General features: G+C 52.1%; 26 protein-coding genes. 14 read left to right on the top strand and 12 right to left on the bottom strand.

What is annotated here, in order from left to right; all coding sequences use genetic code 11:
- Positions 1-58: 58 nt before the first annotated feature.
- Both ABT58_RS18490 and bcp read left to right on the top strand, forming a co-directional pair.
- On the top strand, positions 59-598 hold the full coding sequence (locus tag ABT58_RS18490; RefSeq protein ID WP_047875932.1) for an ACT domain-containing protein: 540 nt from the start codon (positions 59-61) through the stop codon (positions 596-598).
- Positions 599-607: 9 nt separating this feature from the next.
- On the top strand, positions 608-1,078 hold the full coding sequence (bcp, locus tag ABT58_RS18485) for a thioredoxin-dependent thiol peroxidase (RefSeq protein WP_047875931.1): 471 nt from the start codon (positions 608-610) through the stop codon (positions 1,076-1,078).
- A 96-nt stretch (positions 1,079-1,174) separates the two neighbouring features.
- Here the strand turns inward: bcp and ABT58_RS18480 are convergent, their stop codons facing one another.
- Both ABT58_RS18480 and ABT58_RS18475 read right to left on the bottom strand, forming a co-directional pair.
- On the bottom strand, positions 1,175-2,251 hold the full coding sequence (locus tag ABT58_RS18480; protein ID WP_047875930.1) for an AI-2E family transporter: 1,077 nt from the start codon (positions 2,249-2,251) through the stop codon (positions 1,175-1,177).
- A gap of 6 nt (positions 2,252-2,257) precedes the next feature.
- Positions 2,258-2,473 (bottom strand): sulfurtransferase TusA family protein, encoded by a 216-nt coding sequence (locus ABT58_RS18475; protein WP_047875929.1) that lies wholly within the window; start codon positions 2,471-2,473, stop codon positions 2,258-2,260.
- A 181-nt stretch (positions 2,474-2,654) separates the two neighbouring features.
- Between ABT58_RS18475 and bepA the strand changes: the two genes are divergently transcribed.
- The 4 genes from bepA to ABT58_RS18455 all read left to right on the top strand — a co-directional run bounded on the left by bepA (position 2,655) and on the right by ABT58_RS18455 (position 5,718).
- A complete protein-coding gene (bepA, locus tag ABT58_RS18470) occupies positions 2,655-4,157 on the top strand; it encodes a beta-barrel assembly-enhancing protease (protein WP_082211157.1) in 1,503 nt (500 codons plus the stop codon).
- 145 nt (positions 4,158-4,302) lie between these two features.
- Entirely contained in the window at positions 4,303-4,653 is a 351-nt protein-coding gene (gene arsC, locus ABT58_RS18465) for an arsenate reductase (glutaredoxin) (protein ID WP_047875927.1), read from the top strand.
- 13 nt (positions 4,654-4,666) lie between these two features.
- Complete coding sequence (gene wrbA / locus ABT58_RS18460; RefSeq protein ID WP_047875926.1) at positions 4,667-5,245, top strand: NAD(P)H:quinone oxidoreductase; 579 nt, start codon at positions 4,667-4,669, stop codon at positions 5,243-5,245.
- 41 nt (positions 5,246-5,286) lie between these two features.
- Positions 5,287-5,718, top strand: coding sequence for a DUF2069 domain-containing protein (locus ABT58_RS18455; RefSeq protein ID WP_047875925.1), 432 nt, complete (start codon positions 5,287-5,289; stop codon positions 5,716-5,718).
- Positions 5,719-5,855: 137 nt separating this feature from the next.
- On the opposite strand, the gene ABT58_RS18450 is transcribed toward ABT58_RS18455, so the two are convergent.
- The gene (locus ABT58_RS18450) at positions 5,856-7,283 is read right to left on the bottom strand and encodes a DUF2066 domain-containing protein (protein ID WP_229821790.1); all 1,428 of its coding nucleotides are present in this window, start codon (positions 7,281-7,283) and stop codon (positions 5,856-5,858) included.
- Between the two features lie 293 nt (positions 7,284-7,576).
- On the opposite strand from ABT58_RS18450, the gene ABT58_RS18445 reads away from it, so the two are divergent.
- Positions 7,577-8,830, top strand: a complete 1,254-nt coding sequence (locus ABT58_RS18445) for a uracil-xanthine permease family protein (RefSeq protein WP_047875924.1) — start codon at positions 7,577-7,579, stop codon at positions 8,828-8,830.
- Positions 8,831-9,104: 274 nt separating this feature from the next.
- Here ABT58_RS18445 and upp read toward each other — a convergent pair whose 3' ends face one another.
- Entirely contained in the window at positions 9,105-9,731 is a 627-nt protein-coding gene (upp, locus tag ABT58_RS18440; RefSeq protein ID WP_047875923.1) for a uracil phosphoribosyltransferase, read from the bottom strand.
- 196 nt (positions 9,732-9,927) lie between these two features.
- Between upp and purM the strand changes: the two genes are divergently transcribed.
- Complete coding sequence (gene purM / locus ABT58_RS18435; protein WP_047875922.1) at positions 9,928-10,968, top strand: phosphoribosylformylglycinamidine cyclo-ligase; 1,041 nt, start codon at positions 9,928-9,930, stop codon at positions 10,966-10,968.
- 3 nt (positions 10,969-10,971) lie between these two features.
- Positions 10,972-11,628: a phosphoribosylglycinamide formyltransferase gene (gene purN / locus ABT58_RS18430; protein ID WP_047875921.1), complete on the top strand. Its 657-nt coding sequence runs from the start codon at positions 10,972-10,974 to the stop codon at positions 11,626-11,628.
- Positions 11,629-11,767: 139 nt separating this feature from the next.
- Here purN and ABT58_RS18425 read toward each other — a convergent pair whose 3' ends face one another.
- The 3 genes from ABT58_RS18425 to dauA all read right to left on the bottom strand — a co-directional run bounded on the left by ABT58_RS18425 (position 11,768) and on the right by dauA (position 14,951).
- Positions 11,768-12,547, bottom strand: a complete 780-nt coding sequence (locus ABT58_RS18425) for a class II glutamine amidotransferase (RefSeq protein ID WP_047875920.1) — start codon at positions 12,545-12,547, stop codon at positions 11,768-11,770.
- Positions 12,548-12,592: 45 nt separating this feature from the next.
- On the bottom strand, positions 12,593-13,171 hold the full coding sequence (gene lpcA / locus ABT58_RS18420; protein ID WP_047875919.1) for a D-sedoheptulose 7-phosphate isomerase: 579 nt from the start codon (positions 13,169-13,171) through the stop codon (positions 12,593-12,595).
- Positions 13,172-13,274: 103 nt separating this feature from the next.
- Entirely contained in the window at positions 13,275-14,951 is a 1,677-nt protein-coding gene (gene dauA, locus ABT58_RS18415; RefSeq protein ID WP_047875954.1) for a C4-dicarboxylic acid transporter DauA, read from the bottom strand.
- A 546-nt stretch (positions 14,952-15,497) separates the two neighbouring features.
- Between dauA and fadE the strand changes: the two genes are divergently transcribed.
- Positions 15,498-17,960: an acyl-CoA dehydrogenase FadE gene (gene fadE / locus ABT58_RS18410; protein WP_047875918.1), complete on the top strand. Its 2,463-nt coding sequence runs from the start codon at positions 15,498-15,500 to the stop codon at positions 17,958-17,960.
- A gap of 112 nt (positions 17,961-18,072) precedes the next feature.
- Here the strand turns inward: fadE and ABT58_RS18405 are convergent, their stop codons facing one another.
- Together ABT58_RS18405 and dnaQ are read right to left on the bottom strand one after the other, a co-directional pair.
- Complete coding sequence (locus ABT58_RS18405) at positions 18,073-19,314, bottom strand: TIGR03503 family protein (RefSeq protein WP_047875917.1); 1,242 nt, start codon at positions 19,312-19,314, stop codon at positions 18,073-18,075.
- A 7-nt stretch (positions 19,315-19,321) separates the two neighbouring features.
- Positions 19,322-20,050 (bottom strand): DNA polymerase III subunit epsilon, encoded by a 729-nt coding sequence (dnaQ, locus tag ABT58_RS18400; protein ID WP_047875916.1) that lies wholly within the window; start codon positions 20,048-20,050, stop codon positions 19,322-19,324.
- 52 nt (positions 20,051-20,102) lie between these two features.
- On the opposite strand from dnaQ, the gene rnhA reads away from it, so the two are divergent.
- On the top strand, positions 20,103-20,567 hold the full coding sequence (gene rnhA, locus ABT58_RS18395) for a ribonuclease HI (protein ID WP_047875915.1): 465 nt from the start codon (positions 20,103-20,105) through the stop codon (positions 20,565-20,567).
- 57 nt (positions 20,568-20,624) lie between these two features.
- Here the strand turns inward: rnhA and ABT58_RS18390 are convergent, their stop codons facing one another.
- Positions 20,625-21,368, bottom strand: coding sequence for a class I SAM-dependent methyltransferase (locus tag ABT58_RS18390; RefSeq protein WP_047875914.1), 744 nt, complete (start codon positions 21,366-21,368; stop codon positions 20,625-20,627).
- Positions 21,369-21,421: 53 nt separating this feature from the next.
- Between ABT58_RS18390 and gloB the strand changes: the two genes are divergently transcribed.
- From gloB to ABT58_RS18375, 3 genes are all read left to right on the top strand, one after another.
- A complete protein-coding gene (gene gloB, locus ABT58_RS18385; protein ID WP_047875913.1) occupies positions 21,422-22,180 on the top strand; it encodes a hydroxyacylglutathione hydrolase in 759 nt (252 codons plus the stop codon).
- A 70-nt stretch (positions 22,181-22,250) separates the two neighbouring features.
- Positions 22,251-23,828 carry a LysM peptidoglycan-binding domain-containing protein gene (locus ABT58_RS18380; protein ID WP_047875912.1) on the top strand — a complete coding sequence of 526 codons (1,578 nt, stop codon included), beginning with the start codon at positions 22,251-22,253 and terminating at the stop codon, positions 23,826-23,828.
- Positions 23,825-24,514 carry a YIP1 family protein gene (locus tag ABT58_RS18375; RefSeq protein ID WP_047875911.1) on the top strand — a complete coding sequence of 230 codons (690 nt, stop codon included), beginning with the start codon at positions 23,825-23,827 and terminating at the stop codon, positions 24,512-24,514. Before ABT58_RS18380 ends, ABT58_RS18375 begins: the two co-directional genes overlap by 4 nt.
- Here the strand turns inward: ABT58_RS18375 and ABT58_RS18370 are convergent.
- A complete protein-coding gene (locus ABT58_RS18370; protein ID WP_047875910.1) occupies positions 24,501-25,346 on the bottom strand; it encodes an endonuclease/exonuclease/phosphatase family protein in 846 nt (281 codons plus the stop codon). The genes ABT58_RS18375 and ABT58_RS18370 overlap by 14 nt on opposite strands.
- Positions 25,347-25,410: 64 nt before the next feature.
- A complete protein-coding gene (locus ABT58_RS18365; RefSeq protein WP_047875909.1) occupies positions 25,411-25,746 on the bottom strand; it encodes a DUF1904 domain-containing protein in 336 nt (111 codons plus the stop codon).
- Positions 25,747-26,400: the final 654 nt, after the last annotated feature.

Here is a 26,400-nt window from a genome sequence, read left to right as displayed (position 1 = left end):
GCTCGGTCACTGTCTGTGCTACCATGCTGAAGGTATTCATTAAGTGATGTAATAAAATATGGAACATTATCTCGTCGTTACAGCTGTCGGTACGGATCGCCCGGGGATATCCGATGAAATTACACGACTGGTCACCCATTGCGATTGCAACATTGTTGATAGCCGCCTTGCCATCTTTGGTCGAGAGTTCACGCTGATCATGTTGCTCTCGGGGACAACCAATGCTATTACCCGGGTAGAATCGACATTACCACTGAAAGCACAAGAGCATGATTTGCTCACCATGATGAAGCGGACGAGTAAACACGAGTTCCGTTATTTCCCTTATACAGCGGAGTTTCACATTGAGGCCGACGACAGTCCCGGCCTGATTGAACAATTCACCCGCTTTTTGGCCACCCGTGGAATTGATATCGGCTCGCTCAGCGCCCATACCCACGAGAGTAAAGAGCCCGGCATCCCGAACAAGTTCATGCTGCAGATCAGCACCAACTTGCCAGAAGGGTGCAACCTCATGACATTACAAGAAGAATTTGAGTCACTGTGCCAGAACCTGACGGTAAACGGTAACGTGACCTTTGTCGGCCATAATCAATAAGGATAATTCATGAACACATTAACAGCGGGCACCCCAGCCCCTGCGTTTACGCTGCCCAACCAAGACGGTGACGCGGTCAGCCTGTCTGATTTTAAAGGCAAGAAAGTACTGGCGTATTTCTACCCGAAAGCCATGACTCCGGGCTGTACCGTACAGGCGTGCGGCCTGCGTGACAGCAAAGCCGATCTGGACGCCCACAATGTGGTGGTATTAGGGATCAGTATTGACCCGGTTAAACGCCTGCCTAAGTTCATTGAGCGCGATAACCTGAACTTCACCCTGCTGTCTGACGAAGACCATGCCGTGGCCGAACAATTCGGTGTGTGGGGCGAAAAGAAATTCATGGGCAAGGTGTATGACGGCCTGCACCGCATCAGTTTTCTGATTGATGAGAACGGGGTGATTGAGCACGTGTTCAATAAGTTCAAAACCAAAGATCACCATGAAGTGGTCATGAACTATCTGCAAGCAGCTCAGTAAACACACTCCTGCGTACGCAAAACAAAAAGGCCGCATCATGCGGCCTTTTGTCATTCTGTGCTCAGTGTTTTATGCACCGCTCACTGACATGCGTACTTACAGCGTCACATCCGGTGATTCCTGCGGCTCAGTCGCCCGTAGCGCGTTCCAGACAGCTTTCACCAATGTTGCTAACGGAATCGCAAAGAACACGCCCCAGAAGCCCCACAGGCCGCCAAACACCAATACCGCTACGATGATAGCAACCGGATGCAGGTTAACGGCTTCAGAGAATAGGATCGGCACCAGTACATTGCCATCCAGCGCCTGAATGATGCCGTATGCTACCAACAGCCACCAGAAATCGGGACTGATCCCCCACTGGAACAAGCCGACCATCGCCACGGGCAGTGTCACTGCGGCAGCCCCAATATACGGGATCAACACAGAAAAGCCCACCAGCACACCCAGCAATACCGCATAACGCAGATCCATCACCTCAAACGTGATGTAGCTGACGATGCCGACAATGAAAATCTCGGTCACTTTACCGCGAATGTAGTTGGAGATCTGTTCGTTCATCTCCAGGCCAACTTTACTGGCCAAACGGCGGTTACGTGGCAGCAGGCCGCTTAATGTGGCCAACATTTCTTCTTTGTCTTTCAACAAGAAGAACACCAGCAGCGGCACCAGAATCAAATACACCGCCAACGTTGCCAGGCTCACCAATGAGGCCAACGAGCCTTTCACCGCGCTTTCGCCCATCCCCAGCACTTTGACACGCAAGCCATCCATAAAGGTGCCGACCTGATGCGGCTGGACAAAGTCCGGGTAACGCTCTGGCAGACTCAGGACATATTCTTGCAGGCCGTTAAACATGTTCGGCACATCCGCCAGCAGGTTCCCCACCTGATGCCAGATCGTCGGCACCAGACCGAATACGGCCATCACCATCAAACCGGCAAAGATCAATAAGACCCCCATCACCGACAGCGTACGGGGTAAGCCCAAGCGGGTCAGCTGTACCACCGGCCATTCCAGCAAATACGCCAACACGATCGCCACCAGCAACGGAGCGATCAGATGACCGAAAAAGTAAATCGTCAGGAAGCCACCCAACAAAATAGCTACCAGACTGACCGCATGGGGATCAGAGAATCGACGCTGATACCAGCGGTTAAGCATTTCTAACATAAACCGTTATCGCCCTTTGGTCACAATGATTGCCAATACCTGCGGCGTATCCGCCTGCACCTTAATCTCAAACCCGTGTCGGGTGAGATAACGCGGAATATCTTGTCTCGCGCCTGCGTCAGTCATATGAATTTCCATGTGTTCGCCTCTTTCTAGCGCGTGTGTTGCCCGCTTTGCCAACAACAATGCCATCGGGCAACGTTCTGCAGTCAAATCAAGCATTGCGCCTTCCCTTCCGATATACTGACAATTGACATCCATCAGGTTATTGTAAACAACATCCTAACGACAAAAAAGAAACCTGTCGCAGGTTTCATTGTCAGAACGTCTTGAAATTATTACGCTAGCAACCTCGAAGTCGCACGATATCCAGCATACGAAACAGAAGGCGGTACCCATTACTATGTTTCCCTTTGTTCCTTTTTCATTGAACCGATTTCGCCTTACCCCAGTGCGTGTGCTGCCTGCATGTGCGCTGATCGGCGCGTTGCTGGGCGCGGGCAGTGCTGCGGCGGCCAATACCTCGCATGACTTTAATCAACTGCCAGAGATCGGCACGGCAGCGGCCTCCACGTTAAGCATTGAAAAAGAGATGGAATACGGGGACGCCTACATGCGCATGTTGCGCGCCAGTATGCCCGTCATCAGCGATCCGCTATTAAGCGAATACATTCAAGATTTAGGTCATCGTCTGGTCGCTAACGCCAGCGATGTCCGCACCCCGTTTAATTTCATCCTGATCCAAAACCGTGACATCAATGCCTTTGCCTTCTTTGGCGGCCATGTCGCTATTCACTCCGGCTTGTTCCTGCATGCCCGTAATGAAAGTGAATTGGCCTCTGTTATGGCGCACGAAATTGCCCACGTCACCCAGCGCCACTTGGCGCGCAGTATGGAAGAGCAAGCCAAGAAATCACCGGCCACGCTGGCAGCACTGATTGGCTCGATGATGCTCGCCATTGCCGCACCGGAAGCCGGCATTGCCGCCATCCATGCAACCACCGCCGCGTCTGCGCAGGGGCAAATCAACTACACCCGCAGTAACGAAAAAGAAGCCGACCGCATCGGTATCGCCACACTGGCCAAATCCGGTTTTGATGTACAAGCTATGCCACGCTTTTTTGGCCGCCTGGCCGATCAATACCGTTATGCCAGCAAACCACCGGCCATGCTGCTGACTCACCCGTTACCGGAATCCCGTATTACTGACAGCCGCAGCCGCGCCGCGCAGTACGCACCACACAAGGTCGGCACCTCTGCCCGTTACCAGCTTGCCCGCTCGCGCATTATTGCCCGCTACGCCAACCTGGAAAGTGATGCGGCATTAGACTGGTTTGATCGTGAACTGAAAAAGAACGATCCCACTCGCCGTGACGCACTCAATTACGGTAAAGCACTGGTGTACATCGATGCCGGCCAATACCAGAAAGCCCATGCGTTATTGGATCCGCTGCTCGCTAAAGATCCCACTAACCGTTTCTACATTGATTCGGCGACCGATCTTGACCTGCACCAGAAGCACTATGACAAGGCCATTAACCGCCTGAAATCGGCACTAAAGAGCTATCCTAACCAAAACGTGCTGAACCTGAACTTAGCCAATGCGTTGCAAGAGGCCAATCGTAACAGTGAAAGCATTTCGATCCTGACCCGTTATACCTACGATAACCCGGACGATCCCAATGGCTGGCACCTGTTAGCCCAAGCACAAGCGGCAGTGGGCCGACGTGATGCAGAACTCGCGGCCCGTGCAGAATTGCTCGCGCTACGCGGCGCCTGGGAAAAAGCGATTCAGATGTACATTCAGGCCAGTCAGATAGTCGAAGTGAATTCACTCGATCAGGCCCGTTATGATGCCCGCATCGATCAGCTGCGTCTGGCCCGTCAGCGCTTCTCAAACCTTTGAGGGGCAAGCGTTAATTCGCCCCCTCTTCACCGTAAACACTCGGCAGATCGTTTCTTCTTGATGACAGTTGCTCTACAATGGAGCAACATCATCAAAACACCGGTGGCGACATTCAGCGACCACCGGCTGCATAAAGGAAGTCTGTATGTCTGTCGTGATTTATCACAACCCTCGCTGCTCAAAAAGCCGTGAAACACTGGCACTGCTGGAAGAAAAAGGCATCACGCCAACCATCATCAAATACCTTGATGACACCCCATCGGTAGAACAACTGCACACCCTGCAACAGCAACTGGGCTTTGCCGCTGTGCGTGACATGATGCGCACCAAAGAAGCCCTGTATAAAGAGCTGGCGCTGGGTGAAGCGTCTGTGACAGATGCGCAACTGTTTGAAGCCATGCATGCCAACCCAAAACTGATCGAACGCCCTATCGTGGTTAACGGTGACAAAGCGGCCATGGGTCGTCCACCAGAAAATGTGCTGACCGTACTGTAAGAAGGAGTCCGTCATGCATCGTCTTTTAGTGCTCTACTACAGCCGCCACGGCAGTACCCGTCAATTGGCGCGACACATCGCCCGAGGCATTGAACACGTTGACGGGTGCGAAGCGGTATTGCGCACGGTGGCAGACATTGATAGCCAAGGGCAATGCATGGCAGATGACGGCCTAGATCCCATCGTCACGCAAACGGATTTGGAAACCTGTATCGGCCTGGCGATGGGCAGTCCGGTGCGCTTTGGCAACATGGCCGCGCCGCTCAAGCATTTTATCGACAGCACCAGCGCCCAATGGCTGCAAGGCACGCTGATTGGTAAACCGGCCTGTGTATTTACCGCTTCATCGTCGCTGCATGGCGGGCAAGAAACCACCTTGCAGTCGATGATGCTGCCGCTACTCCATCACGGCATGCTGATTGTCGGCCTGCCGTATTCGGAACCGGCTCTGCACACCACACAAACTGGCGGCACACCTTACGGCCCGTCACACCTCAATCACGGTGCAGGGACAGTGCTGAGCAAGGAAGAAGGCGAACTCGCCCAAGCCTGCGGTAAACGTCTCGCCGAGACCGCCCTGAAACTACTGTAACGATTCTGCCGACGCGCAGAATGCCATCAAGGAGGAGGCATATGTCAGCGATGCAACCGACAACCCGTCTATTACGTTACCTTGCCCTGAGCGCTACACTCGCGCTGATGGGCTGGGTGATCCTGTGGCAAACCACCTTATCCCCCCATCCTCACCTCAACCCGTGGATCATGGCGGGTGCATGGGTGATCCCCCTGCTATTTCCCCTACCGGGCATACTTGCCGGACGGCCGTATACCCATGCCTGGGCCAATTTCATTCTGATGTTTTACTTTCTGCACGGTTTAACCCTGTTGTGGGTCGATGAAGGTGAACGCTGGCTGGCTATCGTTGAGTTGCTGCTCACTACACTGGCGTTTGCGGGGAATATTTTGTTTGCTCGCCATCGTGGGCGGGAATTGGGGATAAAGCTAAAACGCTTGTCGCAAGTGGAAAAAGAAGAGAAAGCCCGACACGAGCCGACCAAACCTTAATGCCGCCTCTCAGTACAAGCCGCTAAACACACACCTTTGCGGACAAAACCCGGTGCGTCAGACATAAAAAAACGGTGGGATCACCCACCGTTTTCAATCTCATTGCCGCTCATTGGCAACGGCATTCAATACGCGTTCTACAGTGCCGCAGCGCTGTCTTGTGCTGTCGTCGAGGTTGAGGTAGACGGTACCACCACCTCAGACGCCGACGTATTCGGCGTCACCGCACGGGCTGGCGCAGGCACAGCCGGCGGATTCCATTCAAACACAGCGGTGTGTTTCACCGGTTGCGTCGCCACTGGTGGTACAGCCAAGCCCTGCGTGGCAGAAACATCCACCTGTGTCGCAGGGATCGCATTCACCAAGCCTTCCGCTGATGTCGCACCATTCTGCCCCTGAGGTGCTGTCGTGTCAGAGATCTCTCCACCAGCAACATTCGATGCAGCAGGAACCGCTGTTTGAGGTTCAACAGCCGGCGTTACCGCCTGAGGTGCCGCGATCGCTTTCGGATCCGCCACCGGCGCTTCACTGCTTTGCCATTCCGGCATCGGCGCGGGAGCAGCAACCGCAGACAAGCGGCTATCCTGACTCAACTCCTGCTTGAACGCCTCTTCAGAGCTCAACAGCTGAACGTTAAACTCGACCTTGTCACCCTGAATCCGGTAAGCGTTCACCGCCGCCACAGACGTCAGGTTCGTCACCATGCGTTCAAGAGTAAAGAAGTCACGGGATGAGGTGATATTACCCACGACCACCGACATCTGATTGCTCGCCTCTGCACCCAATGGCACCGCATATTTGGCTGCAAGCTGATCCGCCACCGCATCCATCATCTGATTAATGGTTGCCACTGTCGCGCCAGATAAGCGACCTTCACTCGGTGCCTGCTGCGACGCCACCAGCGCTTCTGCACGGTTCTTAAACAGCTGCCAGTTAATGCTGATCTCATCCGTGCCCTGCTTACGCACACGGGCCAGTAAAATCGCTTCCGGCTGGTAACGCACACTCGCGGTAGACAATGGCTGTACAAACCCGCCCCACAGATCCGGCGAGCTGATTGCCGTCACATCCTGGAAATCACCAATTGGCACAGACACAGGTACACCGCGACGCTCAGCCGCCTGCTTCATATCCGCAACCAATGCACTGCCCGACTGATCCCACAAGATATTACGGTCACGGCCGTCATCTTCCACCATCCACACGAGTGTGGTTGGACGCTGCTCAGTCCAGAAACTGGCTTTGGCCTGTGCCAGCAAGGTGCGAATTTGGCGCGCATCAAACGTCAGTGCCAATGTGCGCTGTCCGTCTTGATTGCCGTAGCCAAACTGACTGACATACTGTCCGCTTTGCGTCAGGGCTTTGGCCACCACTTCGTTTTTGCCGATCGCGCTTTGACCAGAGACTCTGATCAACACTTGCTCCAACGCTTGTTGACGAGCTACCTGCTCTGACTGCCGGTCAGTATCAGGCAATACTACCTGCGCCTGATACAAGTTGGTCATGGTGGCTGCCTTCAATGGCAAAGCCAGTAACGCCATGAAAAGTAACGTAACACGCAACATAAAAAACTCATTTATCACTTAAGTAAGGTCCGATCATAAATTGAACATATCGTACTCGGCAACTGCTTCCCACACAAAAACAAGCGTTCCCTCGTATTTTTCTGTGGCACACCTGACTAAGACACTGTCTTGACAACATTTTCACAGTCAACCTCTTGTAACAATTTTGCGAATTTCAGTACCTATCTCTAACAAATTCGTGGTTGACGAATTATTTATCGGCAACATTAGGCAATCGATTACTTCCGTGCTAACATCGCTCGATTTTTTTTTAGCCAGGGTGGATATATCACATGTTGCAGGTCTTACAGGGTGCCCAAATGCTGTTTGTTGCGTTTGGTGCGTTAGTTCTCGTGCCGCTACTGACAGGGCTTGATCCCAACGTTGCTTTCTTCGGCGCCGGTATCGGTACTCTCCTTTTCCAAGTTGTCACCAAACGTTCTGTTCCTATCTTCCTCGCTTCTTCTTTTGCTTTCATTGCACCTATTACCTACGGCGTACAAACGTGGGGGATTCCTGCAACCATGGGCGGCCTGATGATGGCGGGTGTGGTGTACGTCTGCATGGGGGCACTGATCAAAGTCCGTGGCGTCGCGATTATTCATAAACTGCTGCCACCTGTAGTGGTGGGCCCGGTGATCATGGTGATCGGTCTGGGTCTGGCACCGTCTGCGGTGAACATGGCACTGGGTAAATCAGGCGATGGCGCGGTACAGTTAGTCAACGGTGATGCCGCACTTTGGATTTCCATTACCTCTCTTTTAGTGACTGTTGGCTTCAGTGTGTTCGCAAAAGGCTTCTTTAAGTTAGTCCCTATCATGGCGGGGATTGTGACCGGTTACGTCATGAGTCTGGCATTTGGTGTGGTGGATTTCACCCCCATTCAGCAAGCCGCCTGGTTTGCGGTGCCAAACTTTACTTTCCCTGAGTTCAACATTAACGCCATTTTGTTCATGATCCCGGTTGCTATCGCACCAGCGGTAGAACACGTGGGCGACATGCTGGCCATTTCTAACGTGACCGGTAAAGACTACCTGAAAAAACCGGGTCTGCACCGCACCATGGCAGGCGACGGTATTGCGACCATGGCTGCTTCTATGTTTGGCGCGCCACCTAACACCACGTACTCTGAAGTCACGGGCGCGGTCATGCTGACCAAAGCCTTTAATCCTGTCATCATGACATGGGCAGCGGTGACTGCATTGGTGCTGGCCTTTGTGGGCAAGTTGGGCGCGGTTCTGCAAACCATTCCGGTACCGGTCATGGGCGGTATTATGATCCTGCTGTTCGGTTCCATTGCGACAGTGGGTCTGAACACTCTGATCAAGAACCAGGTTGACCTGCACAAAGCGCGTAACCTTGTGATTGTGGCGGTAACGCTGGTGTTTGGTATCGGCGGCATGGCATTTGGTATCGGCGGCTTCAGCCTACAGGGCATCAGCCTGTGTGGTATCGTGGCAATCATGCTGAACCTGATCCTGCCTGATGACTTGGGTGAAAACCACGTGGTCGACAACGCACAAATCGATACGTGTAACGACAAGTAATCACACCAAGACAAAAACATTGTATGTTATTCAACAGGGCGGCCTCTCCGCCCTGTTTGTTTATCGGATGTTACTGCCACTCTCTTTCCTTTTTCCCTTTCTTTTCCCTTCAGTGCCTCTCTATTTTCTCCCCCGAGTTCTCCCCTACTCTTTCGCCGTGCTTTTCCCTATTCACCTGACTCGATACGCCTGACATCACAGAATGACTGGCACAAAAAAAGCCGGACAATGTCCGGCTTTCTGTATGTCTGTGTCTTTCTCGACAGAGTCAGGCTTACTTCGTACCGAAGATCTTATCGCCCGCATCGCCCAGACCAGGAACGATGTAACCTTTGTCGTTTAGCTTCTCATCGATAGCCGCAGTGTATAGCTCCACATCTGGGTGCGCTTTTTCAAGTGCTTCGATACCTTCAGGTGCCGCAACCAATACTAGGATCTTGAACTGTGTACAACCGTGCTCTTTTAGCAGGTCGATAGTCGCGATCATTGAACCACCTGTTGCCAACATTGGGTCAACCACCAACGCGATACGCTCATCGATGTTAGACGCCAGCTTGTTGAAGTAAGGTACAGGCTCTAGTGTTTCTTCGTCACGGTAGATACCTACCACGCTGATACGTGCACTTGGCATGTGCTCAAGTACGCCGTCCATCATGCCTAGACCGGCACGTAGAATTGGCACAACGGTTACTTTTTTACCTTTGATCTGATCAATTTCAACTTGACCATTCCAACCTTCAATAGTAACCTTTTCCGTTTCAAAGTCTGAAGTCGCTTCATATGTCAGCAAACTACCAACTTCCGTTGCCAACTCACGGAAACGCTTAGTGCTGATGTCACCTTCGCGCATAAGACCAATCTTATGTTTTACCAGTGGGTGTTTCACCTCAACGACTTTCATCTCTGACTCCTAAGCAAGCTAAATTCTAAAAAATCGCATTATTATATACCATACTCAACGACCTCGGGTAGAGCTTCGCGTTTGTTTGCTTACTAATTCACCACTCAGATTTATTGACGCAAACGTTTTCCTTTCCGCCACGACTGCTGTTATCATACTCTCGCTTTTTTCACTTTAATACGTTGAGGGACCTCCTGTGAGCGGCAATAACTCTTCTCTTAGTTACAAAGATGCTGGTGTTGATATCGATGCAGGTAATGCATTAGTTGATCGTATTAAAGGGGTGGTAAAACGCACACATCGCCCTGAAGTGATGGGGGGCATTGGTGGTTTTGGCGCACTTTGCTCACTGCCAACCAAGTACAAAGAGCCGGTACTGGTATCTGGCACTGACGGTGTCGGCACCAAACTGCGCTTGGCGATGGATTTAAACAAACATGACACCATCGGTATCGATTTGGTGGCCATGTGTGTGAACGACCTGATTGTTCAGGGTGGCGAACCTTTGTTCTTCCTCGATTACTACGCGACCGGCAAACTGGATGTAGACACGGCAGCGGCAGTAGTGGCAGGGATTGGCGAAGGCTGTGTGCAGGCAGGCTGTGCACTGATCGGCGGTGAAACTGCTGAGATGCCAGGGATGTACCACGGTGAAGACTACGACGTCGCAGGCTTTTGTGTCGGCGTGGTAGAGAAAGCGGACATCATCGACGGCAGCAAAGTGAACGCTGGCGATGCCTTGATCGCAGTAGCCTCAAGCGGCCCGCACTCTAACGGCTTCTCTTTGATCCGTAAGATCATTGAAGTATCTCAAGCGGATCTTAACCAAGAACTGGAAGGCAAAACACTGGCCGACCACCTGCTTGAACCAACCAAAATTTACGTGAAATCGACCCTGAAGATGATGGAAAGCTGTGATATCCACGCGATCTCTCATATCACTGGTGGCGGTTTCTGGGAAAACATCCCTCGCGTGTTGCCTGAAGGCACCAAAGCAGTGGTAGACGGCAACAGCTGGCAGTGGCCGGCGGTATTCAACTGGCTACAAACAGCCGGTAACGTGGAAACGTACGAAATGTACCGCACCTTCAACTGTGGTGTTGGCTTGGTGATTGCTCTGCCGCAAGAGCAGGCAGAACACGCCATTGCGATTTTAAAAGAAGAAGGTGAAAACGCGTGGCTATTGGGCCACATTGCTGATGCCGCGCAAGGTGAAGAGCAGGTGGAGATCCAATAAGCGATGAAAAATATCGTCGTTTTGATCTCCGGTAGCGGTTCCAACCTGCAAGCGATCATGAATGCCTGTGAATCAGGCATCATTGCCAATGCAAAAGTCGCCGCCGTGTTCTCCAACAAGGCGGATGCCTATGGGCTGACACGCGCCAAAGAAGCCGGTATTACCACCGAGCATCTGGCTGCCTGCGACTTTACTGATCGTGAAGCCTTTGATCGCGCATTAGCCGAACAGATAGATCAGTATCAGCCTGATTTGGTGATCCTTGCGGGTTACATGCGGATCTTGAGTGGTGAGTTTGTCCGTCATTTTGCCGGGAAGATGATCAACATCCACCCTTCCCTGCTGCCGAAATACACCGGCCTGCACACCCACCAGCGCGCCATTGATGCGGGCGATCGGGAGCACGGCACCAGTGTCCATTTCGTGACGGAAGAGCTCGATGGCGGCCCGGTGATCTTGCAAGCCAAAGTGCCTATCTTCTCGGACGATAACGCCGATGACGTCATGGCCCGGGTGCAAGAGCAAGAACACCGTATCTACCCGCTGGTTGCACACTGGTGCTTACAGCAGCGTGTGGTGATGGAAGGCAACAATGCCTACTTTGATGGCGCTTGCTTACCACCATCCGGCTACGCCAGTGACGATGAGGATGCCGAATAAGGCACACGCTTATCATCCGGCTTATCTCGAGCACACCGCATAAAAAACGCGACCCTGAGGTCGCGTTTTATTTTTCAGCCAATCTGTATCGCCGTCTCTGCCACCATATCGACAACAGACATAACCGGCTATGGCGGGCTTAAGGCACGCGGTTAAATACCGGCTCACCAAAGTGGAACACGGTAAATTCACCCGGTTGCATCTTATGCCACTGCTCATCATTGGTGAGCGGCTGAGTGGCAATCACGGTCACCACATCGTTCGGTGTCGTTTCCTGCTGGAAATCGATCGTCACATCTTCATCAATCAATGACGCTTTACCAAACGGAGCGCGACGGGTGATCCAGTGCAGGTTGTTGGTGCAATAGGTGAGTACATACTCACCATTGGTCAACAACATGTTGTACACCCCCAACTGGCGCAACCTATCACAGCTTTCCGCCATGTAGTTATACACCGCCGTCAAATCATCCGGCATGGTTGGAAACGCACTGTCCAGACGGTTGATCAGCCAACAAAATGCTTTTTCACTGTCCGTATCACCCACCGGGGTATAACGCCCCGTATCCAGCGCTTCATAATCTGTAAGCTGACCGTTGTGCGCAAACGTCCAGTATTTCCCCCACAGCTCACGGGTGAACGGGTGGGTATTTTCCAGACTGACACCGCCACGGTTTGCTTGGCGAATATGACTCACCACTGCACGGCTTTTTATCGGGTAATTCTGTACCAGCTCCGCAATACGCGACTGACAGCTTGGGTTCGGATCTTTAAAGGTACGAAAACCCTTTCCTTCATAAAAGGTGATCCCCCAACCATCACGGTGCGGGCCAGTATTGCCGCCGCGCTGCATCAAGCCGGTAAAACTGAAACAAATATCCGTTGGCACATTGGCACTCATGCCAAGTAGTTCACACATAGTCCTTTATGCCCTTTCTTGTAAGCGGTCACTAACTAACAGTGATTAAGCCGCCATTTCTTTTTCAACCAGCATGATCAAGATATGAATGATCTTGATATGCACTTCCTGAATGCGGTCTGCGTAACCGAAATGCGGCACACGAATTTCCACATCCGCCAAGCCTGCCATCTGACCGCCATCTTTACCGGTCAACGCAATCACTTTCATGCCTTTGGCTTTCGCTGCGTCAATCGCCTTTAGGATATTGCCTGAGTTGCCTGATGTCGACAGGCCGAACAATACATCCCCTTTTGCGCCAACGGCTTCCAGGTAGCGAGAGAACACATACTCGTAACCGAAGTCGTTACTTACACATGACAGGTGGCTCGGATCGGAAATCGCAATGCCCGGGTAACCCGGACGGTTTTCACGGTAACGGCCCGTCAACTCTTCTGCAAAGTGCATGGCGTCACAGTGTGAACCGCCATTACCGCAAGACAACACTTTGCCGCCTTGTTTGAACGCATCAGCCAACAACTTGGCCGCCGCTTCGATATCCGCAATATTCTTCTCATCACTGAGAAAACGGTTCAGTACGTCTGCTGCTTCAGTTAATTCCGCACGGATCAAATCTTGGTACATAAGCTATGCTCTGATTATTTTTTAATAAAAAACGGAGGCCAAGGCCTCCGCTCATTTATGCCTTTAAGGCAGTGTACAAAGAAATGCTTAAAGGTGTCGACTCTTAAGACGATACATTGTGCGCCGTAGAGGCTAAACGCTCACGGAGTGACTGCACAGAATCTACCATCTCAACATTTTCAATCGCCATCACACCGGCAGTGGTCAACTTCGCGGCCACATGCGGGGCCACATCCAGTAAGTACACCGGGTAGTCACGTACGCGATCCAACGCATTTTCAAACGCATGAATCGCTGAAATATCAATGGTGGTCACATCACTGAAATCCATCACCACCGCGCGAGCATCCAAGGTAATACGATCAATCACTGACAACGCTTTTTCACTGGCGGCAAAGAACAACGGACCGTTAATGTCATACACCACCACATCCTCACCCAAATCCAGGTGCGGATGGTTACCTTCCACGCGGTTCACGGAAGTCAGTGAGGCAATACGCTGAATGAACAGCAAGCCGGCCAGCAACAAGCCCACAACCACAGCCACCACCATGTCGAAAACAACGGTCAGGGTGAAACAAGTCAGCAAAACAGCGACGTCACGACGTGGTGCCACTTTGATAGTGTGCACAAAGTGCGGCGCTTCAGACATGTTCCAAGCCACCATGATCAGCAAGCCTGCCAATGCACTCATCGGTACGTAAGACAGCATAGGTGCCAGCGCAATCATCGCCGCCAGTACAAACAACGCGTGCACAATAGCAGAGATTGGTGAGAACGCACCCGCGCGGATATTGGTTGCAGTACGGGCAATCGCCGCTGTCGCAGGAATACCACCGAAGAACGGAACCACCATGTTTGCCAGACCCTGCCCCACCAATTCCGCATTCGGATTGTGTTTAGTGCCTGTCATACCATCGGCAACCACCGCACACAGCAGTGACTCAATACAGCCCAACATCGCAATCGTGAACGCCGCTGGCAGCAGTTCAATCACCAATGACCAAGAGAAGGCATCGTTTTGCCAAGGCATCACAAATTGTGGCAAGACTTGAGGAATACCCTGTCCCACCAAATCACCGATTTGGTAGTGGAATTTTTCACCCAACAAACCAACATGTGCGCCACCCAGGTGGTTCAGCACCAAGGCCACCAGCGTACCCACAACTAACGAAACAACGTGTGCAGGTACTTTGGTTTTCAGCTTCGCCCAGCCAATGAACACACCAATCGTGATAATCCCCACCAGGGCATCAGACAGGTTAATGGTCGGCATCGCCGTTGCGTACGCCACAACTTTTTCAGGAAAATGGATAGGATTTGTCGCAACGCTCAAACCCAATAGGTCTTTAAGTTGTAGGAATGCAATCGTCAGACCGATACCCGCCGTAAAACCGGTGGTCACAGGGTACGGCACGTACGCCACCAACTGGCCTAAACGTAACACACCCATCAGTAGCAGGATCACACCTGACATCATGGTCGCCAGCATCAAGCCGGTCAGGCCGTATTGCTGAGTGATTGGCAACAGGATCACCACAAATGCCGCTGTTGGGCCTGTGATGTTAAAACGGGAGCCACCCAGTAACGCGGCTAACAAGCCAGCCACAATCACGGTGTACAAACCATGCTGCGGTGGTACACCCACGGCAATCGCCAGAGCCATACCCAGAGGAATCGCCACCACGCCCACCGTGATACCGGCAATCACATCAGCCCGTAAGGTCGAAAGAGACATGCCTTCCCGCCATGCCTGTCTTAATGCATTAAATATCAACACGGATAACCCCTTGATTACCGAACGGAAACGCCAAACCCCAAACATAGAACCGTTCGGATTAGTGAAGTAAAAAATTTGAAAAGCTGTCATCCCGAGATGGGGATCCGGCGGGCATGTGTCAGTCGGAGATCGGGAAAGGCAACACGGCATTTAACGGGCATTGCGCCACATATTACGCCTGTATGTACTCACGCCATTGCGCAGTGTTTCTGTCGATAAAAACACCAATGCGTGAACAATGTCACACTATGTTAATACGATGAGAGATTTTCGCAAGTTGAATTTTGGCTCTCGCTGATCTCGATCAAACCACGAATTTACTGCATTTTGTCAGGACATGTTTACGTAACCGCCTCCTTTCAGAACAGAAAATTATTTCACAATCTAGCAAACACTCAGTTACACTTATTACAAGTGGTTAGACCTCTTACCTTGACTGGTTTTTTGCTTAGGTTGTGATTAGGTCTTGCCGTCAGGTCTAGGGAGACAGACCGACAAGTATCATTCCTCATCCGTCGCTTACGCTGCCACAGAAGGAGATGAAACATGGTGACATTTGCGTATCTACTGGGATTGCTGGCCATCATCGGCCTACTGGCTTACCACCGGGTAAACCTGCGAACATTTACCGTGATATTGGCTCTCATACTGACCCTGGGCACCCTGCTGGATGTGGTCGGCCAATACACCTGGTTAGGCTTTTTGCTCATCGCCCTGCCGCTCAACCTCGCTTCTCTGCGCCGCACACTTTTGAGCCGACCGGCTCTGGCCGCCTTTAAAACCCAAATGCCGGAAATGTCGCGAACCGAAAAAGAAGCACTTAATGCCGGTACGGTGTGGTGGGAAGCGGATCTGTTTCGCGGCGCACCGGACTGGCACAAACTGCACGATACCCCGGCGCCTCAACTAAGCGCAGAAGAAAAAGCCTTTTTAGATGGCCCGGTAGAAACGCTATGCCGACAAGTCAACGACTTTCACATTACCCACGAACTGGCCGATCTGCCGCCCGAAGTGTGGCAATACCTTAAAGATCACAAATTCTTCGCGATGATCATCGACAAACAATACGGCGGACTGGCCTTCTCAGCCTATGCACAGTCGCTGGTACTGCAAAAGCTGAGCGGCGTCTCTGGGGTCCTCTCCTCAACGGTTGGGGTACCCAACTCCTTAGGCCCGGCGGAATTGCTGCAACATTACGGCACTGAGACGCAAAAAGCCTATTACCTGCCCCGTCTGGCCGAAGGCAAAGAGATCCCTTGTTTTGCACTTACCAGCCCGGAAGCCGGCTCTGATGCGGGGGCGATCCCCGACTTTGGCACCGTCAAAAAAGGCATGTGGCAAGGGGAAGAAATCCTCGGTATGGAGCTAACGTGGAATAAACGCTACATCACCTTAGCGCCTGTCGCGACGGTGCTCGGGTTGGCGTTTAAACTCTATGACCCTGACCACCTGTTGGGTGATGAAAAAGAGTTAGGGATCACCTGCGCCTTGATCCCCACAGACACCCATGGCGTCAAAATCGGTCGTCGCCATTTCCCGTTAAACGTGCCGTTTCAAAACGGGCCTACGCAGGGTGAAAAGGTATTTGTACCGCTCGATTACATCATCGGGGGACAAGAAAAAGCCGGACAAGGCTGGCAGATGCTGGTTGAATGCTTGTCTGTCGGACGGGGGATCACCCTGCCCGCCAATACCACAGGCGGCCTGAAAACAGCAGCGCTGGCCACCGGTGCTTACGCGCGGATCCGTCGCCAGTTCAAGCTGCCTATCGGCAAAATGGAAGGCATTGAAGAGCCGCTGGCAAGACTGGCCGGCAATGCTTATGTGATGGATGCCGCCAGTGCCCTGACCGTGTCAGGCATTGATGCGGGGGAAAAACCGTCGGTGATCTCTGCCATCGTCAAATACCATTGTACGCATCGAGGCCAACGCAGTGTGATTGACGCCATGGACATCGTTGGCGGCAAAGGCATTTGTCTCGGGCCGAATAACTTCCTCGCACGAGGCTACCAAGGTGCGCCAATAGCCGTCACCGTAGAAGGGGCCAATATTCTCACCCGCTCGATGATCATCTTTGGTCAGGGGGCGATCCGCTGTCATCCGTTTGTACTGACCGAAATGCAGGCCGCTTACCATGACGATCCGGATCAAGCCCTCACCGAGTTTGATCATGCCTTGTTTGGTCATCTCGGCTTTGTCTTCAGTAACCTGATCCGCACTTTCTGGCTCGGCCTGACCGACGGACGGGGCTCATCGGCCCCCTATCGGGACAGCACCACACGTTATTACCAACAACTGAACCGCTACAGCGCGAATTTAGCACTGCTGGCGGATGTCTCCATGGCACTCTTGGGCGGTTCACTCAAACGCAAAGAGCGCCTGTCAGCCCGCTTGGGGGATGTGCTCAGTCAGCTCTATCTGGCATCAGCAACCTTAAAGCGTTTCAGCGATGAAGGCCGCCAGCACAATGATCTCCCACTGGTTCACTGGGGACTGCAAGATGCACTTTATCAAACCGAAGAAGCACTGGATGCCTTCTTGCGTAACTTCCCACATCGTTGGGCTGCGACGTTGTTGCGCCCACTGATCTTCCCGTTTGGGCTGCGCCGGCACCGCCCAAGTGATCGTCTGGATCACAAACTGGCGCGTCTACTGCAAACCCCCAGTGACACACGCAGCCGCATTGGTCGCCATCAATACCTGACGGCCGACGACACCAATCCGGTCGGCATGATAGAAGCGACGCTGAAAGACATTCTGGCGGCAGAGCCCATTTACGATCGTGTTTGTCAGGCGGCAGGCAAGAAAATTCCGTTTATGCAGTTAGACAAGGTGGCTGAACGTGGCTTGGCACTGAATGCCATCAATCCTGAAGAGGCTGACTTATTACGTCGTGCTGAAGTGGGCCGTCTGCGCACCATCAATGTGGATGACTTTGCTCCTGAGGTGCTCGCAGCACACTCGCCAGCCGCAAAATCGGGCAATAAAGGCAGTGACATCGCCGCCTAGCCGAACAATCATCGTCCTCAAAACACAGGCAAAAAAAGAGGGAGAAAGCGCAGGCCTTCTCCCTCTGTTTATTCGTTGATTCCTGAATATCGCGTTAGCGCTCAGCGGCCGGTTACGACTCTGGCACCTCGAGCCCGGCGCGATCCAGCATGTGCTTCACACGACGCTTACGCCACCACACGATGCCGCCAATCACCACAATCAGCACCACAATATTCAACCCGATAATGATCTTCACCGCTTTTGATCGGGCCGCTTCACGTTCAGCTTCAATCCGCGCATATTCGGCTAATCGCGCCTTTTCCGCCTGCTGCTCTCTGAAATAATTCAGATTACGATCCAGCTGCAATTCTGCCATCACGGCAAAGTGACTTTCTGGCAAACGGAAGACCAACTCACGTCCGGTCATATTGTCGGTGGCATACAACCAGCCCGACCAGGTATAGCGACCAGGCAACTCACCGTTCGGCAGCCACACTTTTAGCGTGATCTCATCCGGTAATGCCGCTTGCTCACTGATGGTGGTGGTACCGTCTGCGCTGACCTGCGTAATATGCGCTGCCAATGAACCGGGCTTGATCGCCCCTTCTTCGGCGGTCACAACAACCTGATGCTGCTCATCCTGTCCGCGCCCCTGAATAAAACTGGCATTAAGCGGCGGCGGATACACCAGCACGACCTGCTCTTGGGTGCGCAGGAAAATTCCGTTACCGGAGCTGATCCGTACGCGGTATTTGCCCGGCGGTAAGTCCACTTGCATCGCCACCGTAAACACCCCATCCCCGGGATGTTCATCAAACTGGCGGCCGTCATCCGAAAACTCGCCTTGCGAAATCGGCACCGGTAAGGCTTCTTTCGGTAAGGTGTCCGGGTGCTCAACGTACTCGTAAAACACCACCGATAATTTCACGCGATCGAGAAAATCACGCAACGTGAGTGGTTTGCCGTCTTGTGACAAACGGGCAGTAAACTTGATGGTTTCAGATTGGTAAATACGATCCGGCAGTGTATCGACAGACAACGCTAAGTCCGACAGTATCACAACCTTATTTTTCGGCGTCACACTGCCAATGGCCTGCCACGGCCCCGGCATCGGATTATCAATGGAGATAATGTCGATCCCCGGCTCTTCATACCACGCGACATGGTCGGGATGGCGCCACGCATAATATTTATGGCCGTCCGGACGCACGATAACCACCGAATTGCTCTTGGTATCGCGTTTAACCACGAAGGAGACTTGCTTCACCGTGGGATCCACACGAAAACGGTTATCGAGCCACGCGCTTTCGGTCATGGTGCTTGCCCATGACCACAGCGGCAGCAGCATGACCAGCCACCATAATCGCTTCATCGTTCTCCTACAGACGCCAGAGGACGTCATCCTTCTTACCAATCAAATCCAATCGCGCATCATGCGCTTGTATTTCATCGGCAGAAGCACGGATAACCTTTAGTGCTTTTCTTCCTGTTGCCAAACGGCGGATTGCGTTCTCCGCCCCGCTGTCGCCTTCTTCACTGGCCATACTCAGTGCCAATGACGTCTGGCCACCTGTCATCATCAGGTAGACATCAGCCAGGATCTCGGCATCGAGCAATGCCCCGTGGAGGGTACGGTGTGAGTTATCAATACCGTAACGGGAACACAAGACGTCCAAGTTATTACGTTTTCCCGGGAACAGGCGTTTAGCCATGTCCAGGGTATCGGTCACCTTACAAAAGTCTTCCGTCTTGCCGATGTTGGCATTGATCTTGGAAAACTCGTAATCCATGAAGCCGATATCGAAGGGCGCGTTATGGGCAACCAGCTCGGCTCCCTGAATAAACGCCATGAATTCTTCATGCACTTCTCGGTACGTCGGCTTATCACGCAAGAATTCATCAGTGATACCGTGTACTTCAATCGCTTCTGGATCAATCAGGCGATCCGGTTTGATGTACACATGGAAACTGTTGCCTGTCAGCTTACGGTTGATGATTTCAACCGCACCGATTTCAACAATACAGTGGCCTTCATAGTGTGGGCCGGTCATATTCATACCGGTTGTTTCAGTATCGAATACGATTATGCGTTCATTAGTGGCTTTCATAGTAGCGATTGTGTCAGACTAAAGTTTTCAACTAAGGCGAATACTACCAAATATGACCAAGCAGGTAGAAATTTTCACAGACGGATCGTGCCTCGGAAATCCGGGGCCGGGTGGCTATGGTACCGTGTTACGGTATAAACAGCATGAAAAAGAATTGAGTGACGGCTTTTTTATGACCACCAATAACCGCATGGAGCTATTAGCCGCGATTAAGGGGCTGGCAAGCCTGAAAGAGCCTTGCAAGGTTGATTTGACCACCGACAGCCAGTATGTCCGCCAAGGGATCACCCAGTGGATCCATAACTGGAAAAAACGTGGCTGGAAAACGGCCGATAAAAAGCCGGTGAAAAATGCCGATTTGTGGCAACAACTCGATACCGAGACACAGCGCCATCAGGTCACCTGGCACTGGGTAAAAGGCCATGCCGGCCACCCGGAAAATGAACGCTGTGATGAATTAGCACGTACAGCTGCCGAGTCACCAAAACACGAAGACACCGGCTACATCCCAAGCTAACCGGCGGGATAGGCCAATGGTGCGAAACGCCTTCGCATCAACGCACTTATTGTGCTTTCAGCATTGACGCTTCTCTGTCGCATTCGTGCGGCAGTTCACGCCTAACGGAGCCAATTGACGCCGTATCTTCCAGGTCGGTTTAATTGGCTTTAACGGCACCGTGCGCTTACGGGCCACAATGAGATACATGCTGCCAATCGATGAGCAGGTCTCGGATAACATCCCTTCCGCCCATGCCGAGCAGGCCTGATGATGAGTCGCGGGCACAATGGCAAAATTCTCGTGAAACACCACTTCGTAATTCAGCACACCTAGCCAGTCTTTTACCCGCATCGGCATAAACATCCGCCCCAGCCATGGGTAGCGCTTACGGTTCCACGGCAACCACCCGCGTAATCCCAACAAGCTGACCGGGTTTGAACCGCTGATCAACATATAGCCGTCATCAACCGTGACCCGATCCAACTCCCGCAATAAACGGTGCGGATCCGCACAGTAATCCAACTGATGGGCAATGACACAAGCATCAAAGGATTTTTCGATAAACGGCAAGGCAAATGGATCGGCCACGACGTTATGCAGAGGGTTGAACTTATCAATGCAAATTTGGTGCTGGATGTTACAATGGCCGCTGGCTAACTCACAACTTAAACCGCCCAGCTTCAACATGTGGTAACCAAATAGCTTTGGCCACCACTCATCAAGCTGTGCCTGCAGCAATTCTGCTGCCCATGCACCATTTGTCACTTGTGACCAGGTGTATGGAGGGTCAATTTGTTTTAATATGCGGGCTGGCTTCATAGCAATTCCATGTAAAATCAATGCTCAACGAAATGAAAGCTGGAGAACAAACTATGCTGACTGTCCAAAGCATACCCGCATTTAATGACAATTACATCTGGCTGATTCACAGTCCGGATAACCGTTGTGTGGTCGTCGACCCCGGCGATGCTGCGCCAGTCATCGAGGTGTTGGAATCCCAGCAGCTTAAGCTCGAAGCCATTCTCATCACGCATCATCACCATGACCATATTGGCGGGATCAGCGAGCTGAAACGCCGCTACCCCCACATCAATATTGTTGCCCCAGCCGCCGAGCCAATCCCAGGCGTATCACAGTCTGTTGAAGACGGTGATCAGGTGGAGATTTTCGATGAGCGCTTTATGGTCATTGGCGTACCTGGGCATACCGCCGGCCACGTCGCGTACGTGGGTGACGAGAAGCTGTTCTGTGGTGATACCTTGTTCTCCGCCGGGTGTGGTCGCCTTTTTGAAGGTACTGCCGCCCAAATGTATCACTCACTACAAAAGCTAGCCGCCCTACCGGACGAAACCGAAGTGTACTGCGCCCACGAATACACCAGCAGTAATTTGGCCTTTGCTCTGGTCGCAGAGCAGGACAATCCTCACCTGCAGCGCTACCGCGAAGAGGTCAGCCGCCTGCGTGCTAAAGGGATCAGCACCATTCCTAGCACATTGAAACAAGAAAAATTGATCAACCCGTTCTTGCGCTGTGATCAACCGAGTATCAAAAAATCCGTTGTAAACAGAGCAGTAGATGACAGCGATGTCGAGACCTTCGCTGCCCTGCGCCGCTGGAAAGACGAATTTTGACCTAGGTCACTTGTAACCAAGGTAGTTGGGCAAGTATTATCTCCCACTATTTTGGCTATAGGCTAGACACATGAAATCTCGATTTTTTTTGGCGAGTGCGCTACTACTGGCTGGTTGCCAAATTAACAATACAACGAAAACGGTCGATGCGCCGACAAACACACCTCCTAAGGAAGTGCCTGCGGCGCCTGTGACCCCTTCAACGCCCCCTGCTGTCGTCACACCTCAACCACAAGCTGTCGTGGTTGCCCCTGTGAAACTGCCTACGCCACAAGAACAAGAAAACCTTTGGCAACGCATCAGCATGCAGTTAACCGCTGAGGTACCGGATAACAAGTCCGTCAATTACTACCGTAACTGGTACCTGCGCCATCCGGGCCATCTACAAACGGTCGCTAACCGTGCCCAACCTTTCTTGTTTCTGATCACCGAAGAAATTGAAAAGCGCAACATGCCACTGGAATTAGCCCTGCTGCCTGTGGTTGAAAGCTCCTTCGACCAATTCGCTTACTCCCATGGCCGTGCCGCTGGTTTGTGGCAAATTACCCCGCCAACAGGTCGTACGTTTGGCCTGAAGCAAGACTGGTGGTATGACGGTCGCCGCGACGTGGTGGAATCAACCCGTGCCGCGCTTGATCTGCTGCAATACCTGAACCGTAAATTCGACGGTAACTGGTTACACGCGCTGGCAGCTTACAACACCGGCGAAGGCCGCGTATTCCGCGCAATTCGCAATAACAAAGCGGCTGGCAAACCAACGGACTTCTGGCATCTGGATCTACCAAAAGAAACCAGTGGCTACGTACCAAAACTGCTGGCAGTCGCTGATGTGATCAAAAACCAGCAAAAATATGGCCTTGAATTGCCTGAAATTGCCAACAAACCAGCCGTACAACTGGTGAAACCAGGTACACAGATGGACTTGGCGATGGCGGCACAATTTGCCGGTATCTCACTGGATGAAATGCAAAGCCTGAACCCGGGTTACAACCACTGGGCCACCGCACCGGATGGTCCGAGTCATCTACTTCTGCCTGTTGGCCATGTCGATAACTTCAATACTGCGTTTGCCAAAAATGGCCATCGCGGCATGAAAGTGATCCGTTACAAGGTGCAATCTGGCGACACACTGAGTGTCTTGGCGCGTAAATATAAAACCACGACCAAGCAAATCCAGCGTGCCAATGACATGAGTAACACCAACATCCGTGTTGGCCGCCATATCTTGATCCCGGTGGCGATGAAAGATGGCGATACCATTGCGATGCGCTTAGAAGGCAAAACGCAACGTAGCCACGGTGGCGGTTACCGCACCGACTACATCGTCAAAGGCGGTGACAGCCTGTGGAGCATCGCACGCAGCGAGAAAGTCTCTATCGATGAGCTCACCAAATGGAACGGCTTGAGCAAGAAATCGACCCTGCGTGTCGGCCAAAAGCTGACGCTGTGGAAAGACAACGCCAGCGGCGGCATCATCCGTACGGTTTACTACAAGGTTCGCTCTGGCGATAACCTGAGTGCGATTGCCCAGCGCTATAAAGTGAAAGTGTCTGACGTTGTGAAGTGGAACAAGATCAGCGGCAAAAAATACCTTAAGCCGGGTCAGCAACTGAAACTGTATGTGGATGTAACGAAGGTGAGTGTATGACGCCGTCTCGCAATCCCTTCATCGCGCTTATCGATACATTCCGCTCACCCGTGGACTGTTTCGCAGCAGTGCATCAGCGTCCGAAATGGGCGTTTCTGCCGTACCTGTTGGTGATCTTTGGGCCGTTCTTTTTCTGGGGCGCCTATTTCAACCATGTGGACATGGCTTGGTTGCAGCAGACTTTATTGGCTCAGCTACCAAACGTTGATGCGCAGATCCAAGACGCCTGGCTAACCAAGGAAGTGTTACTGGCTGGGGAAGTGTTCAGTGATATTACCGGCCGTACCGCGTGTATTTTCATGCTGGCACTGTGGCTAAATCTGTCAACCAAAAGCAGCAGCTATAAACATGGCTACGGCAAATGGTTGGCGGCATCGTGCTTTATCATGCTACCCGCGATTGTGGGCGATTTTGCCAGCTATCTGAATGCGGTCTTTAATACCAGCCCGATCCTGCCTAATGCGGCCGATTTGAATAGCCTCAATGGCTTGCTCAAACTGCCATTAAACAGCCCATGGTCAGCGTTTGCGACATCTATTCCGCTGCTGACCCCATGGTATATCGCGCTGAGCTATGCCGTCGTCGGTGCGTGGACCGATTACGATCGCGCTAAATGCATTATCGTGGCCAGCTTGCCTTGGATCATGACGATCCTGCTCTGGCCAATGCTGATCATTGCAGCTTAAACTGTGCGATGATCGGATTATGATCAGAGGCATCCGTTAAGGGTGCCTCTGCTTTCACTAACTGAAGCTCGCGGTAGTACAAATGATCCAACGGCTTACCAAACACCTTAATGCGCTGATCTTCCCTTAACTGTACATCCACTAAGCCTAAGCTCTTGGCAAACTGCGACACCACATCCATCCGCCCCTGACGCCAGGTATTGAAATCTCCTGCCAAAATGATCGGGCCGATATGCTGATCCAATACTTTCTTCAGCTTATTAAATTGCGCTTTGTATTCATCCAGACCTACCGAGAAATTCACCCCGTGCAGGTTGACCACCGCCAGTGTCTGCCCGTTAGACAGGTTAAATTCTGACAGCAACGCCGATTTTGGTAAACGCAACCAAGGCTCAACCGCCAGATACGCACAGGTACTCTTGGCATTCACGCTCGACAGGTTCATCACCCCGGCAGGCGTATTCAAGAAACGAAACGCATTGGCCATCCGAACCTTCCAATGGGCCGTATCCAAATAGTCTTTGAGCGGGACATTCAAGCTGGCTTCCTGCAATAAAACCAGACGGCTGTCTTGCGTAACCTTTTCCAACTCACTGCGCCAATTGTCTTTTTGCTGCTTATAGATATTCCACACCGACACCGTCAGCTCCCCATTATCATCTAGGGGTTGAGCCAACTCGCTATGGATACAGGTATACGAAAACTCCGGTGCCAGCACATTAGCACTCACTTCCGGTACCTCAGAAACATCAAATGACCAATTCAATGCACTGATCCCGAGTGCGCCAGCAATAGCCCCTAAACCGGCAGCCACTTTGGTATAACGCGCCATGCTTTACCTATATTCAATAATCAACAACGAGGGAAACAAACGGAGAGATAACGCCAAGACACGCTTAATAGTGCTGGCCGTTATCGTAATACGCAGAAGGAGTTAACGAAGAGAAAATCACAGCGACATCCAGTTGCGGATCGTCAAACGCATCACGTACTGCAGCGGTGATCACCTGTGCCACTTGATCTTGTACTAGTTGGCCACGATCAAACCACAACACTTCAACAAAAGGATACGCGTCCGAGACATCACCATCCACAATGAAGGTCGTGGAGATATGCTCAAGGGTGAAATCTTCACGCGGGCACGCCATTAGCGGTTGTAAATCATCCACTAACTGCGTGGATAATGCTTTCAGATGGTCAAATTCTACGGCTCGAAAACGAAGATGTGGCATCAGTACGCCCCTTTTTTCTAACGCGGAAAGGCCATACCTTACCACCATCACTCACGTTTATGCAGCCTCTTTTGTTATTTTCCAGTCAATTCCACTGTCAATTTCCGTGTAAACGCACGATTCACCCTCTCTCTTTCTCAGGGTAACCAAATGATTTAGCTTAAAAATTATGAGCAGATTTGTGTGTATATTCCCGCTGACAGGCAAACAAATTAGATTGGACAGCCACCAATGCAAGAAAACCTCAGTATTTCTGCCAGGACTCTCAGTCCGAGGCTTTCAAAGATGGCAGCTGTGGACTGGGCTGGCGCTCCAGAGATTCGACCGGGCTGGCGTTCCAGAGATTCGATAAGCTGACTACCAACGCTTGCTTTTCGAAAACACAAATGCAAAAAAGCCCCTGCATTTCTACCGGGACGCGTAGTCCGAGGCTTTCGAAAGTGGCAGGGGGGACTGGGCTGGCATTCCAGAGATTCGACCGGGCTGGCGTTCCAGGGGGACGCCTAGTTATCCCAACACGCGCTGATGTTCGGTATAGCGGAATCCGCGGCTCTGCCAATGGCCGAAATATTCACCACCACAAAAACACCAAATGCAAAAAAGCCTCGACATTTCTGTCGAGGCTTTCGAAAGTGGCAGGGGTGGAGAGATTCG

Source organism: Photobacterium aphoticum (genome assembly GCF_001029435.1).
GTDB classification, from domain to species: domain Bacteria; phylum Pseudomonadota; class Gammaproteobacteria; order Enterobacterales; family Vibrionaceae; genus Photobacterium; species Photobacterium aphoticum.
Note: the sequence above shows the minus strand (reverse complement) of the source record. Positions and strands in the feature narration are given on the sequence as shown.

What these genes read in the sequence shown, in the direction of transcription:
- ABT58_RS18490 (WP_047875932.1), top strand. Translation starts at nt 59, where the DNA reads ATGGAACATTATCTCGTCGTTACAGCTGTCGGTACGGATCGCCCGGGG.
- ABT58_RS18370 (WP_047875910.1), bottom strand. Translation starts at nt 25,346, where the DNA reads ATGGCGCGTTATACCAAAGTGGCTGCCGGTTTAGGGGCTATTGCTGGC.
- ABT58_RS18405 (WP_047875917.1), bottom strand. Translation starts at nt 19,314, where the DNA reads ATGAAGCGATTATGGTGGCTGGTCATGCTGCTGCCGCTGTGGTCATGG.
- ABT58_RS18375 (WP_047875911.1), top strand. Translation starts at nt 23,825, where the DNA reads ATGACGCCGTCTCGCAATCCCTTCATCGCGCTTATCGATACATTCCGC.
- ABT58_RS18445 (WP_047875924.1), top strand. Translation starts at nt 7,577, where the DNA reads ATGTTGCAGGTCTTACAGGGTGCCCAAATGCTGTTTGTTGCGTTTGGT.
- ABT58_RS18480 (WP_047875930.1), bottom strand. Translation starts at nt 2,251, where the DNA reads ATGTTAGAAATGCTTAACCGCTGGTATCAGCGTCGATTCTCTGATCCC.
- lpcA (WP_047875919.1), bottom strand. Translation starts at nt 13,171, where the DNA reads ATGTACCAAGATTTGATCCGTGCGGAATTAACTGAAGCAGCAGACGTA.
- ABT58_RS18475 (WP_047875929.1), bottom strand. Translation starts at nt 2,473, where the DNA reads ATGCTTGATTTGACTGCAGAACGTTGCCCGATGGCATTGTTGTTGGCA.
- ABT58_RS18450 (WP_229821790.1), bottom strand. Translation starts at nt 7,283, where the DNA reads ATGTTGCGTGTTACGTTACTTTTCATGGCGTTACTGGCTTTGCCATTG.
- dnaQ (WP_047875916.1), bottom strand. Translation starts at nt 20,050, where the DNA reads ATGAAAGCCACTAATGAACGCATAATCGTATTCGATACTGAAACAACC.
- purN (WP_047875921.1), top strand. Translation starts at nt 10,972, where the DNA reads ATGAAAAATATCGTCGTTTTGATCTCCGGTAGCGGTTCCAACCTGCAA.
- rnhA (WP_047875915.1), top strand. Translation starts at nt 20,103, where the DNA reads ATGACCAAGCAGGTAGAAATTTTCACAGACGGATCGTGCCTCGGAAAT.
- gloB (WP_047875913.1), top strand. Translation starts at nt 21,422, where the DNA reads ATGCTGACTGTCCAAAGCATACCCGCATTTAATGACAATTACATCTGG.
- ABT58_RS18425 (WP_047875920.1), bottom strand. Translation starts at nt 12,547, where the DNA reads ATGTGTGAACTACTTGGCATGAGTGCCAATGTGCCAACGGATATTTGT.
- fadE (WP_047875918.1), top strand. Translation starts at nt 15,498, where the DNA reads ATGGTGACATTTGCGTATCTACTGGGATTGCTGGCCATCATCGGCCTA.
- ABT58_RS18380 (WP_047875912.1), top strand. Translation starts at nt 22,251, where the DNA reads ATGAAATCTCGATTTTTTTTGGCGAGTGCGCTACTACTGGCTGGTTGC.
- ABT58_RS18365 (WP_047875909.1), bottom strand. Translation starts at nt 25,746, where the DNA reads ATGCCACATCTTCGTTTTCGAGCCGTAGAATTTGACCATCTGAAAGCA.
- wrbA (WP_047875926.1), top strand. Translation starts at nt 4,667, where the DNA reads ATGCATCGTCTTTTAGTGCTCTACTACAGCCGCCACGGCAGTACCCGT.
- arsC (WP_047875927.1), top strand. Translation starts at nt 4,303, where the DNA reads ATGTCTGTCGTGATTTATCACAACCCTCGCTGCTCAAAAAGCCGTGAA.
- upp (WP_047875923.1), bottom strand. Translation starts at nt 9,731, where the DNA reads ATGAAAGTCGTTGAGGTGAAACACCCACTGGTAAAACATAAGATTGGT.
- bcp (WP_047875931.1), top strand. Translation starts at nt 608, where the DNA reads ATGAACACATTAACAGCGGGCACCCCAGCCCCTGCGTTTACGCTGCCC.
- ABT58_RS18390 (WP_047875914.1), bottom strand. Translation starts at nt 21,368, where the DNA reads ATGAAGCCAGCCCGCATATTAAAACAAATTGACCCTCCATACACCTGG.
- ABT58_RS18455 (WP_047875925.1), top strand. Translation starts at nt 5,287, where the DNA reads ATGTCAGCGATGCAACCGACAACCCGTCTATTACGTTACCTTGCCCTG.
- bepA (WP_082211157.1), top strand. Translation starts at nt 2,655, where the DNA reads ATGTTTCCCTTTGTTCCTTTTTCATTGAACCGATTTCGCCTTACCCCA.